This window comes from Streptomyces sp. NPDC048172 (assembly GCF_043202595.1).
In the GTDB taxonomy this organism is placed as follows: Bacteria; Actinomycetota; Actinomycetes; order Streptomycetales; family Streptomycetaceae; genus Streptomyces.
Map to the genome: position 1 here is coordinate 116,221 of NZ_JBIDAT010000007.1, position 15,865 is coordinate 132,085.

At 70.8% G+C, this 15,865-nt stretch carries 12 protein-coding genes; 7 read left to right on the forward strand and 5 right to left on the reverse strand.

Annotation, left to right across the window (positions count from 1 at the left end; genetic code table 11):
• Positions 1 to 85 precede the first annotated feature (85 nt).
• The 4 genes from ACGF3A_RS29995 (at position 86) to ACGF3A_RS30010 (ending at position 2,510) form a co-directional block, all read left to right on the forward strand.
• Entirely contained in the window at positions 86 to 817 is a 732-nt protein-coding gene (locus ACGF3A_RS29995) for an FG-GAP repeat domain-containing protein (RefSeq protein WP_393733511.1), read from the forward strand.
• 119 nt (positions 818 to 936) lie between these two features.
• Positions 937 to 1,170 (forward strand): hypothetical protein, encoded by a 234-nt coding sequence (locus tag ACGF3A_RS30000; RefSeq protein WP_393733512.1) that lies wholly within the window; start codon positions 937 to 939, stop codon positions 1,168 to 1,170.
• 6 nt (positions 1,171 to 1,176) lie between these two features.
• Positions 1,177 to 1,809 (forward strand): Clp protease N-terminal domain-containing protein, encoded by a 633-nt coding sequence (locus tag ACGF3A_RS30005; RefSeq protein ID WP_393733513.1) that lies wholly within the window; start codon positions 1,177 to 1,179, stop codon positions 1,807 to 1,809.
• A 170-nt stretch (positions 1,810 to 1,979) separates the two neighbouring features.
• Positions 1,980 to 2,510 (forward strand): hypothetical protein, encoded by a 531-nt coding sequence (locus ACGF3A_RS30010; protein WP_393733514.1) that lies wholly within the window; start codon positions 1,980 to 1,982, stop codon positions 2,508 to 2,510.
• A gap of 110 nt (positions 2,511 to 2,620) precedes the next feature.
• On the opposite strand, the gene ACGF3A_RS30015 is transcribed toward ACGF3A_RS30010, so the two are convergent.
• Positions 2,621 to 3,709 carry a MalY/PatB family protein gene (locus ACGF3A_RS30015; protein ID WP_393733843.1) on the reverse strand — a complete coding sequence of 363 codons (1,089 nt, stop codon included), beginning with the start codon at positions 3,707 to 3,709 and terminating at the stop codon, positions 2,621 to 2,623.
• 287 nt (positions 3,710 to 3,996) lie between these two features.
• On the opposite strand from ACGF3A_RS30015, the gene ACGF3A_RS30020 reads away from it, so the two are divergent.
• The 3 genes from ACGF3A_RS30020 (at position 3,997) to ACGF3A_RS30030 (ending at position 9,325) form a co-directional block, all read left to right on the forward strand.
• A complete protein-coding gene (locus tag ACGF3A_RS30020) occupies positions 3,997 to 5,403 on the forward strand; it encodes an FGGY family carbohydrate kinase (protein WP_393733515.1) in 1,407 nt (468 codons plus the stop codon).
• 266 nt (positions 5,404 to 5,669) lie between these two features.
• The gene (locus ACGF3A_RS30025; protein ID WP_393733516.1) at positions 5,670 to 7,403 is read left to right on the forward strand and encodes an ABC transporter ATP-binding protein; all 1,734 of its coding nucleotides are present in this window, start codon (positions 5,670 to 5,672) and stop codon (positions 7,401 to 7,403) included.
• Positions 7,404 to 7,438: 35 nt separating this feature from the next.
• Positions 7,439 to 9,325 (forward strand): ABC transporter ATP-binding protein, encoded by a 1,887-nt coding sequence (locus tag ACGF3A_RS30030; protein WP_393733844.1) that lies wholly within the window; start codon positions 7,439 to 7,441, stop codon positions 9,323 to 9,325.
• Positions 9,326 to 9,490: 165 nt separating this feature from the next.
• Here ACGF3A_RS30030 and ACGF3A_RS30035 read toward each other — a convergent pair whose 3' ends face one another.
• From ACGF3A_RS30035 to ACGF3A_RS30050, 4 genes are all read right to left on the reverse strand, one after another.
• The gene (locus ACGF3A_RS30035) at positions 9,491 to 10,300 is read right to left on the reverse strand and encodes a S1 family peptidase (RefSeq protein WP_393733517.1); all 810 of its coding nucleotides are present in this window, start codon (positions 10,298 to 10,300) and stop codon (positions 9,491 to 9,493) included.
• Between the two features lie 325 nt (positions 10,301 to 10,625).
• On the reverse strand, positions 10,626 to 11,903 hold the full coding sequence (locus ACGF3A_RS30040; protein ID WP_393733518.1) for an RNA polymerase sigma factor: 1,278 nt from the start codon (positions 11,901 to 11,903) through the stop codon (positions 10,626 to 10,628).
• Positions 11,904 to 12,025: 122 nt separating this feature from the next.
• Entirely contained in the window at positions 12,026 to 13,960 is a 1,935-nt protein-coding gene (gene dnaG, locus ACGF3A_RS30045; protein ID WP_393733519.1) for a DNA primase, read from the reverse strand.
• A gap of 74 nt (positions 13,961 to 14,034) precedes the next feature.
• Positions 14,035 to 15,780: a pyruvate dehydrogenase gene (locus tag ACGF3A_RS30050; RefSeq protein ID WP_393733520.1), complete on the reverse strand. Its 1,746-nt coding sequence runs from the start codon at positions 15,778 to 15,780 to the stop codon at positions 14,035 to 14,037.
• Positions 15,781 to 15,865 lie beyond the last annotated feature (85 nt).

Here is a 15,865-nt window from a genome sequence, read left to right on the forward strand (position 1 = left end):
GGTTGCGTAATACACGAATTCACGCGTGAACCCGTGCGGTGGTGCCCACGTGGCTGTTCGCAGGAACAACGTTGGGAGTTCACCCATGCTTCGTAGCAAGCGCTCACGTCTGATCGCCGCGCCGATCGCGGCTGTCGCCCTTTCTCTGACCGTTGCCGGGTACCAGGCCAGTGCGGGCGAGTCGGGGAGCGGGAGCGAGAAGGCGGACACGTCGGGGGCCGCCTGCGTGGCCGACGCCACGACGCTGCACGCCGACCTCGACAGAGACGGCAGGACGGACAAGATCGCGAACCCCGGGCACACCGGCACCAAGATGACGATCCAGTGGGGACAGGGCGGCGGTTCGTACGGCCCCAAGCAGTCCGTCAGCAAGCTCCTCGGCGCGAAGGAGGGGGAGGTCGCGACCGCCGCGGTCGGCGACTTCGACAATGACAACACCCTGGACATGGTCGTCAACGTCGTCGAGCCGTCCGGCGTGGACGACCCCTCCACGGCACGCGTGGCCGAGTACCGTCCGGGCCCGCTCAAGCAGACCGACCTGGGCTCCGACGACGCCCGGCACTCCGACATCGGCGAACACGGCGAGGTCCAGGCGCTCGGGATCGCCAACTACGGCGACGACGACTACCCGGACCTGGCGGTCCTCAACAACGCCGGTGACGGACAGCTCGACCGGGACGTGCGGCTGTCGGACAAGGCGGGCCTGGGGGACTTCGACCGCGAGGCGAACGAGAAGTACGGCGAGACCGGGACCACACCCGAGCCGCCGGCCATGCCCACCGACGGCTGGAAGCACTTCTTCAAGCCCTGCGCCTGACCGAGCGGGCAGCACCTCAGAAGAGGCCCCCGGGTTCCGGCCCGGGGGCCTCTCGCGTTCGGTGCGCGGCATGTCAACCAAGGTTGACATGCCCTTCGTGTCATCTTAGGTTGACAGACATGGTCGAACCAGGCGCACAGGAAACCGTGGATACGGCCGAGGCCGCGCTGAGCAGTGATCCCCAGGTGGGACTCAAGGCCGTGGCCGCCCTGCGGCGGCTGGCCGAGCTCCTGGAGGCGCTCCAGGTCGACAGCGCGCGGGGCCAGGGCTGGTCCTGGGACGAGATCGGCGCGGCACTCGGAGTGAGCAGGCAGGCCGTGCACAAGAAGCACGCGAAGCGCACAGGAAGGTAGGTGCCCATGTTCGAGCGGTTCACCAAAGAGGCGCGGGACACCGTCCGCGGCGCACAGGAGGAAGCACGGGATATGCGGCACGGCTGGATCGGCACCGAGCACCTGCTGCTCGCGTCCCTCCGCCGGCCCGAGGACCCCGGCGTGGCCACGCTCACGCGCCTCGGGGTCACCGCGGCCTCGTGCCGGGGCGCGGTCGCGGGCGTGGTGACGGCCCGGAACGGGGCGCTGGGTCCCGAAGACGCGGAGGCGCTGCGGGCGTTCGGGATCGATCTGGACGAGATCTCACGCAAGGCGGAGGAGGCGTTCGGCCCCGGCGCGCTGGACGGGGCGCCGGAGGACCCCGAGCCGGGACGCCGTCAGCGGGGCGTCTTCGGCCGCCGCTCCCGGGACGGTGACGACGATTCCGGCGCGGGGGCGGTCAGGGGGCACATCCCCTTCTCGCCGCGGGCCAAGAAGGCGCTGGAGCTGACGCTGCGCGAGGCCGTCGCGCGCAACGACCGGCGCATCGGCAGCGAGCACCTCACGCTCGCGCTGCTGCGCTCCGACGACCGCATCACCGCGGCCGTGTTCGACCGGCTCGGCATCGTTCCGAAGGATGTACGCGAGCTGGTCCTCGCCGACCTGCGGCAAGCCGCGTAGGGCGATGGGCCGCGCACCGGACGGCAGTTGACCGAGTCTTCCGGAGGGAACGTACAACCCCGCGCCACCCCCGCGTGTCTCACTGGGTATACGGGGCATCGACCACATGCCTCGCATGGCACCTTTCATCGAGATTCATTCAGATTCATCATGAAAGTGGGGGAATCCTTATGCGTTCCACTCGACTGTCGAAGAGTGCGCTCGCGGCCGTGACCGGCGCGCTGGTCCTGCTGCCCGCCGGTGCGGCCTACGCCGGCAGCGGCCCCTCGGGCCCGGCGCCCGAGAAGACGACCAGGTCGGCGGCGCCCTCGCCCGAGGGCAACCCGGTCAGCAAGAAGGCCAAGGCGGCGGGCGTCTGCGACGACGCCGTCGAGATCGGACAGAAGGGGCTGATCAAGCGGAACGGGGTCACCATCGCCTCCGTGAAGCAGTTCTACTCGAAGAAGTGCAAGGAGAACTACGGCTACCTGTGGGTGTGGGACAGCTTCCACAACGGCGCGAAGCCGTACGACGTCTCGCTCGGTGTCTACAACTACGCCGACGACGCGACCCACGGGAAGGGCGTCTGGAACGCCACGACCCAGCAGGAGTTCTGGTCCGAGGGCACCGCCACGGTCGACGACTGCACCTCGGCGTCCGGCTCCCTGCGCCCGTCGGGCTCGCCCCAGGCGTACCAGGCGGTCTCGTCGAAGCGCTGCTGACCGGCGGCCTGCGGACGTGACAAAGGGAGGGGCCCGGCACCGTCGCATGATGCCGGGCCCCTCGTCATGGGGCAGGGGCCGCGGGCCCCTGGTGTGCCGTCCGGGCGCTCTCAGACCGCCGAGGCCATCCGGCGCACGGCCTCCTCCAGCACCTCGGGGGACGCCGCGAGGTTCAGCCGTACGTGTCCCGCGCCGCCGGTGCCGAACGAGGGACCGGAGTTGAGGGCCACCCGTCCGCGCTCCAGGAAGACCGCCGCGGGGTCGTCGCCCAGGCCCAGGGCGCGGCAGTCGAGCCAGGACAGGATGGTGCCCTCCTGCGGCCGGTAGCGGATCTCGGGCAGGTGCTCCGCCAGCAGCCGGGACAGCAGCCGCCTGTTCTCGTCGAGACCGTCGAGCAGGCTGTCGAGCCATCCGGTCGCGTGCCGCAGCGCGGCGGCGTGCGCCAGGATGCCGACGTGGCTGGGGCCGTGGCTGACCTCCTCGGGCATCGCCGCGAGGTCCCCCGCCGCCTCGGGCCCCGCGACCGCGAGCGCCGCCTTGAGACCCGCCAGGTTCCACGCCTTGGACGCGGACATCAGCGAGAAGGACCGCTCGGCTCCCGGCACCGTCAGATACGGCACGTGGCGCGCGCCCGGCAGCACCACGGGGGCGTGGATCTCGTCGGCGACCACCCGCACCCCGAGCGCGTTCGCCAGCGCGGTCGCCCCGGCCAGCTCCTCGGCCGTATGGACCGTTCCCGTCGGGTTGTGGGGGCTGCACAGCAGGAAGGCCGCGCGGTGCCCGGACGAGGTGGCCTGGGCGAAGGCCGTCTCCAGCGTGGCCGGGTCCAGCCGTCCCTCCTCCGTCAGGGGAGCCTCGATCACCCGTCGGTCCATATGGGAGACGAACTGGTAGAAGGGCGTGTAGACGGGCGAGTTCACGACCACCGCGTCGCCCGGGTCCGTCACCAGCCGAAGCACCTCGACGATGCCGAGCATCACGTCCGGCACGATCGCCGTACGGCCGGCGGGGACCCGCCATCCCCAGCGCCGGGCGGCGAAGTCGTCCAGGGCGTCCGCGTAGACCGTTCCCGCCGGGTATCCGGTGTCGCCCAGTGCCAGGGCCTCGCGCACCGCGTCAGCGACCGGCTCGGCGACGGGGACGTCCATCTCCGCCACCCACAGGGGCAGCACGTCGGGCGGATAGGCCCGCCATTTCATGCTGGTGCGCTTGCGCAGGTCCTCCAGCGAGCACTGCCTCAGCGGGTTGGCGGGGCGGCTGTCGGCGGACGTACCGGCGGCGTCCGCGCCGTCGAGATCCGATATGCGCAACGGAAACCTCCCTCTTCCCTTGTCGTCCAGCTCTCGTCGTTCGGCCCGACCGCTCCACGCTAGAACGTGTGAGCCCCTCGCGCACCGGTCCGTACGTCCCGTCCCGCACGGGACCTCACGGGGACCTCACGGGGTCCTGGCATCCTCCGGTCCCCCATAAGGCATCATTCCCGTCCATGGGGATAGTCGCCGGGCTGGACAGCTCAGCCGAGTACACAAGCATCGTCGTCTGCGACACGGAGTCGGGCGCCGTCGTCAAGCACGGCCACGCCGAGCACCCCGGCGAGCGCGACGACCCGCAGTCCTGGCTGATCTCGCTCGGCAAGGCGGCCAGCACCGGCCAGCTCGCCGACGTCCAGGCCATCGGGGTCTCGGGGCAGCAGCAGGGCCTCATCGCGCTGGACGGCGGGGGCGTGCCGGTCGGCCCCGCGCTGGTCGGAAACGACCAGCGGGTGCAGACCTCGGCCGCCGACCTGGTGGACGCGCTCGGCGGGCGCGAGGCGTGGGCGCAGGCCGTGGGCACCGTTCCGCAGGCCGCGCACCCCGTGTCCAAGCTGCGCTGGCTCGCCCGTGAGCAGCCGGAGGCGGCCAGCCGGGCCGTCGAGGTGATGCAGCCGCACGACTGGCTGGTGTGGCAGCTCCTCGGCCGTCCCGCGCGGCGCGTGACCGACCGGGGCGACGCCTCGGGCACCGGCTACTGGTCGGCGGCCACCGAGTCCTACCGTCCCGATCTGGTCGAGCTGGCCCTCGGGCACCAGGTGGGGCTCCCCGACGTGATCGGCCCGGCCGAGGCCGCGGGGCAGACGCCCGAGGGGCTGCTGATCTCCGCCGGTACGGGCCAGACCATGGCGGCGGCCTTCGGTCTCGGCGTCGGCGTCGGCGACGCCGTGATCTCGCTGGGCGCGACGGGCTCCGTCTGCGCCGTGCACCACGAGGCGCTCTCCGACCCGACGGGCACGATCACCTCGTACGCCGACGCCACGGGCATGCACCTGCCCGTCGTACGGACCCTCAACGCGACGCGTGCCCTGCGCGGCACGGCGGAGCTGCTCAGCACCGACCTGAAGGGGCTGGACGAGATGGCGGCGCGCTCGACCCCGGGCGCCTCCGGTCTGGTCCTCCTGCCCTATCTGGAGGGCGAGCAGACCCCGCAGCTCCCCCACACCGCCGGTTCGCTGCACGGGCTGCGCCGGGAGAGCATGAAGCCCGACTTCCTCGCGCGGGCCGCCGTGGAGGGCATGCTCTGCGGCCTCGCGGACGCGCTGGACGTGCTGCGCGGCCGGGGCGTCCAGGTGCGGCGCGTGTTCCTGCTGGGCCAGGCGGCCGGTCTCACGTCCGTCCGCGCGGCGGCCCCGGGCCTGCTGGGCGCGCAGGTCGTGGTGCCCGAGCCCGCCGACTACGCCGCGATCGGCGCCGCGCGCCAGGCCGCGTGGGTGCTCGCGGGAGGCGGGCAACCCCCGCAGTGGCCCGCGGCGTCCTGCCAGGTGTTCGAGGCCGGTGAGGAGATGGCGGTGGGACAGGCAGTGCGACAGCAGTACGTGACCGTGCGCGAGCAGACCTACCCGGGGGCCTTCTCGGTCTGACGGCCGGGGAGGCGGACCGTCCGGACCATTCCTCCGGGTGGCACGTCTGTTCTTCGCGAATCCCCGGCGGCGCCGCGGGAATTCATTGGAAGACCGGAGCACGGAAGTGCTAGACCACTTCCGCGCGTACGGCCTCGGGTTCAGCTCCCAGCGATCAGGGGGCACTTTGCCGGAGCTTGAGGGACGGCGCGCGGACGGTATTCGAAAATGGGGGCGGCTTTCTCGATCTTCCGTGCCCTTTCACGCCACCTGCTGAGGAACTCCGTGTGCTGATACGCGTTCTCCGTGCCCGGCTCCGCCCGCACCGGCGGCCGATCGCGCTGCTCGTCCTGCTGCAACTGATCCAGACGTCCGCCACGCTCTACCTGCCGACCCTGAACGCCGACATCATCGACAACGGTGTCGTGAAGGGCGACACCGGCTACATCCTGGAATTCGGCGGACTGATGCTGGCCGTCTCGGTCATGCAGATCGTCTGCAACATCGGCGCCGTGTTCCTGGGAGCACGTACGGCCGCCGCTCTCGGGCGCGACATACGGGCCGATGTGTTCGACCGGGTGCAGTCCTTCTCGGCGCGCGAGGTCGGCCAGTTCGGCGCCCCTTCGCTCATCACCCGCACCACGAACGACGTGCAGCAGGTGCAGATGGTGACGCTGATGACGTTCACCCTGATGGTGTCCGCGCCCATCATGTGCGTCGGCGGCGTCGTGCTCGCCCTGGGACAGGACGTGCCGCTCTCCTCCGTGCTGCTCGCCGTGGTGCCCGTACTGGGCGTCGCGGTGACCCTGCTCGTCCGCCGGATGCGGCCGCTCTTCCGCTCCATGCAGGAACGGCTGGACAACGTCAACCGGGTGCTGCGGGAACAGATCACCGGTGTCCGCGTCATCCGCGCCTTCGTCAAGGACGACTACGAGCAGCGGCGGTTCCACGGGGCCAACGCCGACCTGACCGACGTCCAGTTGCGCGTCGGCCAGCTCATGGCACTGATGTTCCCCATCGTCATGACGGTGGTGAACGGTTCGAGCATCGCGGTCGTCTGGTTCGGCGCGCACCGCATCAACAGCGGGGACATGCAGATCGGCGCCCTGACGGCGTTCCTGGCGTACCTGATGCAGATCGTGATGGCCGTCATGATGGCCACGTTCATGTTCATCATGGTCCCGCGTGCCGAGGTCTCCGCGGAGCGCATCCAGGAGGTCCTGGAGACCGACTCCAGCGTGGTGCCGCCCAAGGCACCCGTACGGAAGCTGCGCCGGCACGGCCATCTGGAGCTGCGTGGGGCCGGTTTCGGCTATCCGGGGGCTGAGGCGCCCGTCCTGCGGGACGTCGACCTGGTGGCCCGCCCCGGGGAGACGACGGCGGTCATCGGGTCGACGGGCAGCGGGAAGTCGACCCTGCTCGGTCTGGTGCCCCGGCTGTTCGACGCGACGGAGGGACAGGTCCTCGTCGACGGGGAGGACGTCCGCACGCTCGACCCCGATCTGCTGGCCGCCACGGTCGGCCTGGTGCCGCAGCGTCCGTACCTGTTCTCCGGGACGGTCGCGTCGAACCTGCGGTACGGCCGTACGGACGCGACCGACGAGGAGCTGTGGGAGGCCCTGGAGGTCGCGCAGGCCAAGGAGTTCGTGGAGCGCATGGAGGGCGGTCTGGAGGCGTCGATCTCCCAGGGCGGCAGCAACGTGTCGGGCGGGCAGCGCCAGCGGCTCGCCATCGCGCGCCTCCTGGTGCACCGTCCCGAGATCTACCTGTTCGACGACTCCTTCTCCGCGCTGGACTACGCGACGGACGCGGCCCTGCGCTCCGCGCTGTCGCGGGAGACGGCCGAGGCCACCGTCGTCATCGTCGCGCAGCGCGTGGCGACCATCAGGGACGCCGACCGGATCCTCGTCCTGGACGAGGGGCGCGTGGTGGGCGCGGGCCGCCATCAGGAGCTGATGGAGGAGAACGAGACGTACCGGGAGATCGTGCTCTCCCAGCTCAGTGAGCAGGAGGCCGCGTGAGTTCCACGGGAATGGGGGCGCCCCCGCGGCGCTCCATGGACTTCAAGGGGTCGAGCAAGAGGCTGCTGCGGCAGTTCCGTCCCGAGCGCGTCTGGCTGCTCGCGATGGTGCTGCTCGTGCTCGCGAGCACCGGCCTGAGCGTGCTGGGCCCGAAGATCCTGGGCCACGCCACCGACCTGATCTTCGCGGGCTTCATCGGCAAGAACCTCCCGGACGGACTCACCCGCGAGCAGGCGCTGGAGGGACTGCGCCGCTCCGGGGACGACGGGGCGGCGGACATGCTCTCCGGGATGGACTTCACGCCCGGCGCCGGGATCGACTTCGAGGCCGTCGGCACCGTCCTGCTGGGCGTGCTCGCGGTGTATCTCGTGGCGGGCGGGCTGATGTACGTGTCCGGCCGGATCTCGGCCCGTGTCATCAGCAGGACCGTGTACCGGATGCGCGAGTCCGTCGAGGTCAAACTGTCGCGCCTGCCGCTCTCCTACCTCGACAAGCAGTCGCGCGGTGAGGTGCTGAGCCGGGTCACCAACGACATCGACAACATCGGCCAGACGCTCCAGCAGAGCATGGGGCAGCTCATCAACTCGCTGCTGACCATCGTCGGCGTCCTGGTGATGATGTTCTGGATCTCGCCCCTGCTGGCGCTGGTCGCGCTGGTCACCGTGCCGCTGTCAGTTGTGGTCGCCACCCGCGTGGGCAAGCGCGCGCAGCCGCAGTTCGTGGCGCAGTGGCAGTCCACGGGCAAGCTGAACGCGCACATCGAGGAGATGTACACCGGCCACAGCCTGGTGAAGGTCTTCGGACGGCAGCGCGAGTCGTCCGAGGCGTTCCGCGAGCAGAACGACGAGCTCTACAAGGCGAGCTTCAAGGCCCAGTTCATCAGCGGGATCATGCAGCCCGCGATGATGTTCGTCAGCAATCTCAACTACGTGATGGTGGCGGTCGTCGGCGGGCTGCGCGTGGCGTCCGGGGCGCTGTCGATCGGCGACGTACAGGCGTTCGTGCAGTACTCGCGCCAGTTCAGCCAGCCGCTCAACCAGGTCGCCTCGATGGCGAACATGATCCAGTCCGGCGTCGCCTCGGCCGAGCGCGTCTTCGAACTGCTGGACGCCGACGAGCAGTCGCCCGACCCGGAGGGCAGCGAGGCGGAGCGCCCGTCCGAACTGTCCGGCCGCGTCGAGCTGAAGGACGTCTCCTTCCGCTACGAGGAGGACAAGCCCCTCATCGACGGCCTGTCCCTGTCGGTCGAGCCGGGCCAGACGGTCGCGATCGTCGGCCCCACGGGCGCGGGCAAGACCACGCTGGTCAACCTGCTGCTGCGGTTCTACGAGGTCCGCGACGGGCGGATCCTGCTGGACGGCACGGACATCGCCGCCATGGCGCGCGAGGAGCTGCGCTCCGGCATCGGCATGGTGCTCCAGGACACCTGGCTGTTCGGCGGCACCATCGCGGAGAACATCGCCTACGGCACGGAGGGCGCCACCCGCGAGCAGGTCGAGGAGGCCGCACGGGCCGCGCACGCCGACCGCTTCATCCGCACCCTGCCCGACGGCTACGACACGGTGCTGGACGACGAGGGCAGCGACGGCATGGGGGTGAGCGCGGGCGAGAAGCAGCTCATCACCATCGCGCGGGCCTTCCTGTCCGACCCGGTCATCCTCGTGCTGGACGAGGCGACCAGTTCGGTGGACACCCGTACGGAGGTGCTGATCCAGCGGGCGATGTCCCAGCTGGCCTCGGAACGCACCAGCTTCGTGATCGCCCACCGCCTCTCCACCATCCGGGACGCCGACGTGATCCTGGTGATGGAGAACGGCTCGATCGTCGAGCAGGGCACCCACGGGGAGCTGCTCGCGGCCGAGGGGGCGTACGCGCGGCTCTACAAGGCGCAGTTCGCCGAGGCGGTGGCGGAGGTCGACTGAGCGTCGGCGGGGCCGTACAGGGGGCCGTACACGCGATTCCGGGCCGCGTGTGGGCCCGCACGCGAGAGCGCCGTACGTCCGCGGGGAGGGCACCCCCGCGAACGTACGGCGCGAGAAGACTCACTGGACGGCCGCGGGCCCGCCGGGTCCCGCGGACGGTGGGCGTCAGCCCAGCTCGCCAGCCGCCTTCTTGATGTCGGCGGCGAAGGTGCTCACCTCGGAGTAGACGCCCGGCTTGCCGGGACGGGCGCAGCCCTCGCCCCAGCTCACGATGCCGACCTGGACGAACTTGTCGGCGTCGTCCTTGCGGAACATCGGGCCGCCGGAGTCGCCCTGGCAGGAGTCGACGCCACCGGCCTCCAGCTTGCCGGCGCAGATCTCCTCCTTCTCGATCAGGTTGGAGTAGGCGCCCTTGCAGGCCGCGTCGTCCACGAAGGGGACCTCGGCCTTGAGGAGCTTGGTCTGCTGGTCGCCGCCTTCCTTGTCGGCGCCCCAGCCGGCGATGGTGAAGTCGCCCTTGTTGTACGAGTCGTTCTCGGCTATCGCCAGGGTGGGCTGGTCGATGGCCTTCTCCAGCTTGATGACGGCCCAGTCCTTGCCGCTGCCGTCGTAGCCGGGGGCCTGGATGACCTTGGTGGCCTTGACCTCCTGGGCGTCCGGGGACTCCAGGTCCGCGACGCCGCCGATGGCGGTGATGTCGGGGTTGTCGCTGCTGCCGTCGACGCAGTGGGCGGCCGTCAGCACGACGTCCTTCTCCATCAGCGAGCCGCCGCAGCCCATGGAGAGCCGGACCATGAACGGGAACTCGCCCTCCTCGGCCGGGGTACCGCCGACGATCTTGGTGCGCGGTCCGCCGTCACCGCCGGGTCCGTCGGTGGGCATCGCCCAGGAGTTCGCCGGGTTGAGGCTGAAGGCGGCGAGGGTGACGGCGCCGACTGCGGCCGCTCTCTTGAGGAACGTGACCGTGGTCTTCAAGGGGTGTCCTCTCGTGGGGGGTGGGCACTCTGAAGAGCTCATGTCAACCCCTGGGGCGGAGGCGCCCGACGGAAGAACCGCGTGAGACACGGCAATTGACCGCAAGGTGTCCGGGCCCCGTGGGGTGAGCCCGCGAAATGCTTCCGTGATTATGCGGACCGAGCGAACGGCGTGGCAAGAGTGCCTACGGCGTATCCCCGCACAACTCGCACCGGCCGCACGACACTTCTGCCCCCTCGGGGCAGGGGTCAGTCCGGCACGGGCGAACTGTTCGAGAAAACGCCGGGCCTACGAGCGGGCGGACCGTACGGAAGAGCCCGTACGGTCACTCCAGATAGCCCCTGAGCTGGTCGGCGAAGGCGTGGTCGCGCAGCTTGTTGAGCGTCTTGGACTCGATCTGCCGGATCCGCTCGCGCGTCACTCCGAAGAGCCTGCCGATCTCCTCCAGCGTGCGGGGACGGCCGTCTATCAGCCCGTACCGCAACTGCACCACCTTGCGCTCCCGTTCCCCCAGCGTGGAGAGCACGGCCTCCAGGTGCTCGCGCAGCAGCAGGAAGGCGGCCGACTCGACGGGGGACGGCGCGTCACCGTCCTCTATCAGGTCGCCGAGGTTGACGTCGTCCTCCTCGCCCACCGGGGCGTGCAGCGAGACGGGCTCCTGCGCGAGCCTCAGGACCTCGCTCACCCGCTCCTCGGGCAGGTCGAGATGGACGGCGACCTCCTCGGGCGTCGGCTCGTAACCCCGCTCCTGGAGCATCCTGCGCTGGACGCGCACCACACGGTTGATCAGCTCGACGACGTGCACGGGCACGCGGATCGTCCGCGCCTGGTCGGCCAGGGCCCGGGACATCGCCTGGCGGATCCACCAGGTCGCGTACGTCGAGAACTTGTAGCCGCGCGCGTAGTCGAACTTCTCGACCGCGCGGATCAGCCCCAGGTTGCCCTCCTGGACGAGGTCCAGCATGGTCAGACCGCGGCCGACGTACCGCTTGGCGACGGAGACGACGAGGCGCAGATTCGCCTCGATGAGGCGGCGCTTGGCCATCCGGCCCATCACGACGAGCTGGTCGAGGTCCAGCGCGAGCTGCCCGTCCAGCTCGGGTGCCCGGGTGAGCTTCTCCTCGGCGAAGAGACCCGCCTCCACCCTGCGGGCGAGCTCGACCTCCTCCGCCGCCGAGAGCAGGGGGATACGGCCGATCTCGCGCAGGTACTGACGGAACAGGTCGGCGGAGGGGCCGCTGCCCGGCAGCTCCTGCTTGGGAGGGGTCTCCGGGGTCTCCACCTCGGCCTCGGGCGGGCCTGACTGCGCGGGAACGGTCTCCTGTACCTGGTCCGGCACCTTCTCGGGGTGCCCGGCGGGTGGCGCTGACGGCACGGCGGACGACGGCACCGTGGGGAGCGTAGGCGCGGCGGGGGCCGCGGTTGTCAGGGTCTGGGTCTGCACGGGGGCGACCTCCAGTGTGATCGCTGCCGGTTCGGGGGCGGCGTGCGAGACGGGGACGGCTGCGGCCGGGCCGCGCTCCATCCCATGCGTACTGTGCGGATCCGCGGGGGACTCCGGCCCCTCCTGGCCAGCACCGCCCCGCTCCGAGGACTCAGGCACCGCAAACCAGTGTGGAGTACGACACACTCCCGCCACGAGGGTCGTGCGGGCAGTTTTTCCATGAACTCGTGACGGGCTGCGCATGCTCCGACACAACGGGGTGGGGGCGTACGCCCCCTCTGTTAGAGGGCCGCGGCCCCTCGCTCGCGCAGGGCCCTGCCGTACTGCTGGAGGGTCCAGATCTGCTGCCGCAGGGGCGCCGAGCCCTCGTAGTCCTGCCGGGCCTCCAGGCGGCGCGCGGAGCCCTCCAGATCGGCGATACGGGCGTTGACGGCGGCGATGCGGACGGCCACCAACTGCTCCCCCGCGTACGCCTCGTCGACCCCGCGGCTGCGGGGGCTGCGCAGCGGCTCCACTGTCAGCTCGGTCACCAGGGAGCGCACCGTGTCGTCCGGCGCCGCGTCCCGTACGCGCGCGACATAGCCGCTGTCCTTCTCGCAGCCCTCCGCGCCGCCCGCCGCCTCGATGGCCTGCCGGATGACCGCGTAGGGCGGGGCGGTGAACTCGTCGGCCCCGTATGCGTCGAAGGCGGGCGAGACCAGCTCGGGGCGCTGGAGCGCGAGCTTCAGCAGCTCGCGCTCGACGCGGTGCGCCGGGCTGCGCAGATTGAGCGCCGGGCCGCGCGGGAGGGACTGCGCCGGGGTGCCGGGCCCCGCCGCGCCCGCTGACGGGCCCGCCGCCCTGCGGGAGCCCTGCGAGCCCGGGGCGCCCTCGCGCCCGCGCTCGCGCGCCCAGCGCGCGAGCTGCCCCACGCGCCGCACCACGAACTGCTCGTCCACGATGCCGAGCAGCCCCGCGAGCCGTACCGCGCTCTCGTGCTGGATGGAGCCGTCCTTGATCTGCGCGACGACCGGGGCCGCCTCCTCCAGCGCGGCGGAACGGCCGCCCGCCGTGTCGAGGTTGTGCCGGTCGACGATCGAGCGCATCGCGAACTCGAAGAGCGGCGAGCGACTGTCGACGACCTTGGCGACCGCCTCGTCGCCCTCCGCGAGCCGCAGGTCGCAGGGGTCCATGCCGCCGGGGGTGATCGCGATCCAGGTGCGCGCGGCGAACTTCTGGTCGTCCTCGAAGGCGCGCAGCGCGGCCTTCTGGCCCGCCGCGTCGCCGTCGAAGGTGAAGACGACCTCCGACTGCGAGTTGTCCATCAGGACGCGGCGCAGGATCTTCACGTGCTCGCCGCCGAAGGCGGTGCCGCAGGTCGCGATGGCCGTCGTCACCCCGGCGAGATGGCAGGCCATCACGTCGGTGTACCCCTCGACGACGACCGCGCGGTTGGCCTTGGCGATCTCCCGCTTGGCCAGGTCGATGCCGTAGAGCACCTGGGACTTCTTGTAGAGCGGCGTCTCCGGCGTGTTCAGGTACTTCGGGCCCTGGTCGTCCTCGCGGAGCTTGCGGGCGCCGAAGCCGACCACGTCGCCCGTGATGTCCCGGATCGGCCACAGCAGACGGCCCCGGAAGCGGTCGATCGGGCGCCCGTTCCGCGCCTCCTGGGCGAGCCCGGAGACGGTCAGCTCCTTGTCGGTGAAGCCCCGCCCGCGCAGGAACCGCACCAGGTGGTCCCAGCCCGCCGGGGCGTACCCGATGCCGAAGTGCTCGGCGGCCGTCTGGTCGAAGCCGCGCTCGGCGAGGAAGCGGCGGCCGATCTCGGCCTCGGGGCTGCCCAGCTGCTCCGCGTAGAACTCCGCGGCGACCTTGTGCGCCTCGACCAGGCGGGTGCGCTCGCCCTGCTGGGACGCGCGGCCGTATCCCCCCTGCTCGTAACGGAGCGTGATGCCGGCGCGGGCGGCCAGGCGCTCGACGGCCTCGGAGAAGGACAGGTGGTCGACCTTCATCACGAAGTCGAGGGTGTCCCCGCCCTCCTGGCAGCCGAAGCAGTGGTAGAACCCCTTGCTCGGGCTGACGTGGAAGGAGGGGGACTTCTCGTCATGAAAGGGGCAGAGGCCCTTGAGATTGCCGCCGCCCGCATTCCGCAGCTGGAGGTATTCGGAGACGACTGAGTCGATCGGGACCGCGTCCCTGACCGCCTTCACGTCTTCGTCGTTGATCCTTCCAGCCACGCGAAGAGTCTACGGCGCCCCGCTGACACTCCCCGCCGGGAGGCCCCCGGCGATCATGGCCGGGGACCGGACGATCATGGCCGGGGGATGTTCCGCAGGTTCGAGCGGGCCATCTGCACCATGCGGCCGACGCCGCCGTCGAGCACGGTCTTGCTCGCGGAGAGCGCGAAGCCGCTGAGCTGCTCGCGGGTGATCTTGGGCGGCAGGGAGAGCGCGTTCGGGTCGGTGACGATGTCGATCAGGGCGGGCCCCTTGTGCTTGAGCACGTCCCGCAGGGCGCCGCGCAGCTGCTTGGGCTTCTCGACCCGCACCCCGTACGCGCCCGCTGCCTGGGCGACCGCCGCGAAGTCCGGATTGCGGTTGGTCGTGCCGTAGGACGGCATGCCGTCGACCATCATCTCCAGCTCGACCATGCCGAGCGAGGAGTTGTTGAACAGCACGACCTTCACCGGCAGGTCGTACTGCACGAGCGTCAGGAAGTCGCCCATCAGCATGGTGAAGCCGCCGTCCCCGGACATCGAGACGACCTGCCGGTTCCGGTCGATGAACTGGGCGCCGATGGCCTGGGGCATGGCGTTCGCCATGGAGCCGTGGGTGAAGGAGCCGATCACGCGGCGGCGCCCGTTCGGCGTGAGGTAGCGGGCCGCCCACACGTTGCACATGCCCGTGTCGACCGTGAAGACCGCGTCGTCCGCCGCCTCCTCGTCCAGCACGGAGGCGACGTACTCGGGGTGGATGGGCGTGTGCTTCTCGACCTTGCGGGTGTACGCGCCGACGACGCCCTCCAGCGCGTCCGCGTGCTTCTTGAGCATCCGGTCGAGGAACCTGCGGCTCTCCTTGGGCCGCACCTTCGGCGTCAGGCAGCGCAGCGTCTCGCGGACGTCGCCCCAGACGGCCAGGTCGAGCGTGGAGCGACGGCCCAGGTTCTCGGGCCGGACGTCGACCTGGACGATACGGACGTCCTTCTGCGGCAGGAACGCGTTGTACGGGAAGTCGGTGCCCAGCAGGATCAGCAGGTCGCACTCGTGGGTGGCCTCATAGGCCGCGCCGTAGCCGAGCAGACCGCTCATGCCGACGTCGTACGGGTTGTCGTACTGGATCCATTCCTTGCCGCGCAGCGCGTGGCCCACGGGGGACTTCACGCGCTCGGCGAACTGCATGACCTCCTCGTGCGCTCCCGCCGTGCCGCTGCCGCAGAAGAGGGTCACCTTCTCCGCGTCGTCGATCATGCGTGCCAGGGCGTCGATCTCCGCGTCCCCCGGGCGGACCCGGGGGCGCGCGGTGACCAGGGCGTGCTCCTCGGCGCTCTCCGGAGCGGGCTGGGAGGCGATGTCCCCGGGGAGCGCGACGACGCTGACGCCCTGCCTGCCGATCGCGTGCTGGATGGCGGTCTGGAGCACCCGCGGCATCTGGCGCTCGCTGGAGATCAGCTCGCTGTAGTGGCTGCACTCCTGGAAGAGCTGGTCGGGATGGGTCTCCTGGAAATAGCCGGTACCGATCTCGCTGCTGGGGATGTGCGAGGCCAGGGCGAGCACGGGCGCCATGGACCGGTGCGCGTCGTAGAGCCCGTTGATCAGGTGGAGGTTGCCCGGGCCGCAGGAGCCGGCACAGGCCGCGAGCGAGCCCGTGAGCTGGGCCTCGGCGCCCGCGGCGAAGGCGGCGACCTCCTCGTGCCGGACCTGGACCCAGTCGATGGCCGAGTTGCGCCGGATGGAGTCCACGATGGGGTTGAGACTGTCGCCCACCACCCCGTAGAGCCGCTTGACCCCGGACCGCACCAGTGTGTCGACAAACTGCTCGGCCACCGTCTGCTTCGCCATTGCTCACTCGTCCTTAGCTCGCCATGCGGATGCGTGTGCGGTTTCGCGTGCGGGTTCGCGGCACTGTGGGCAATTTATCCCGCCG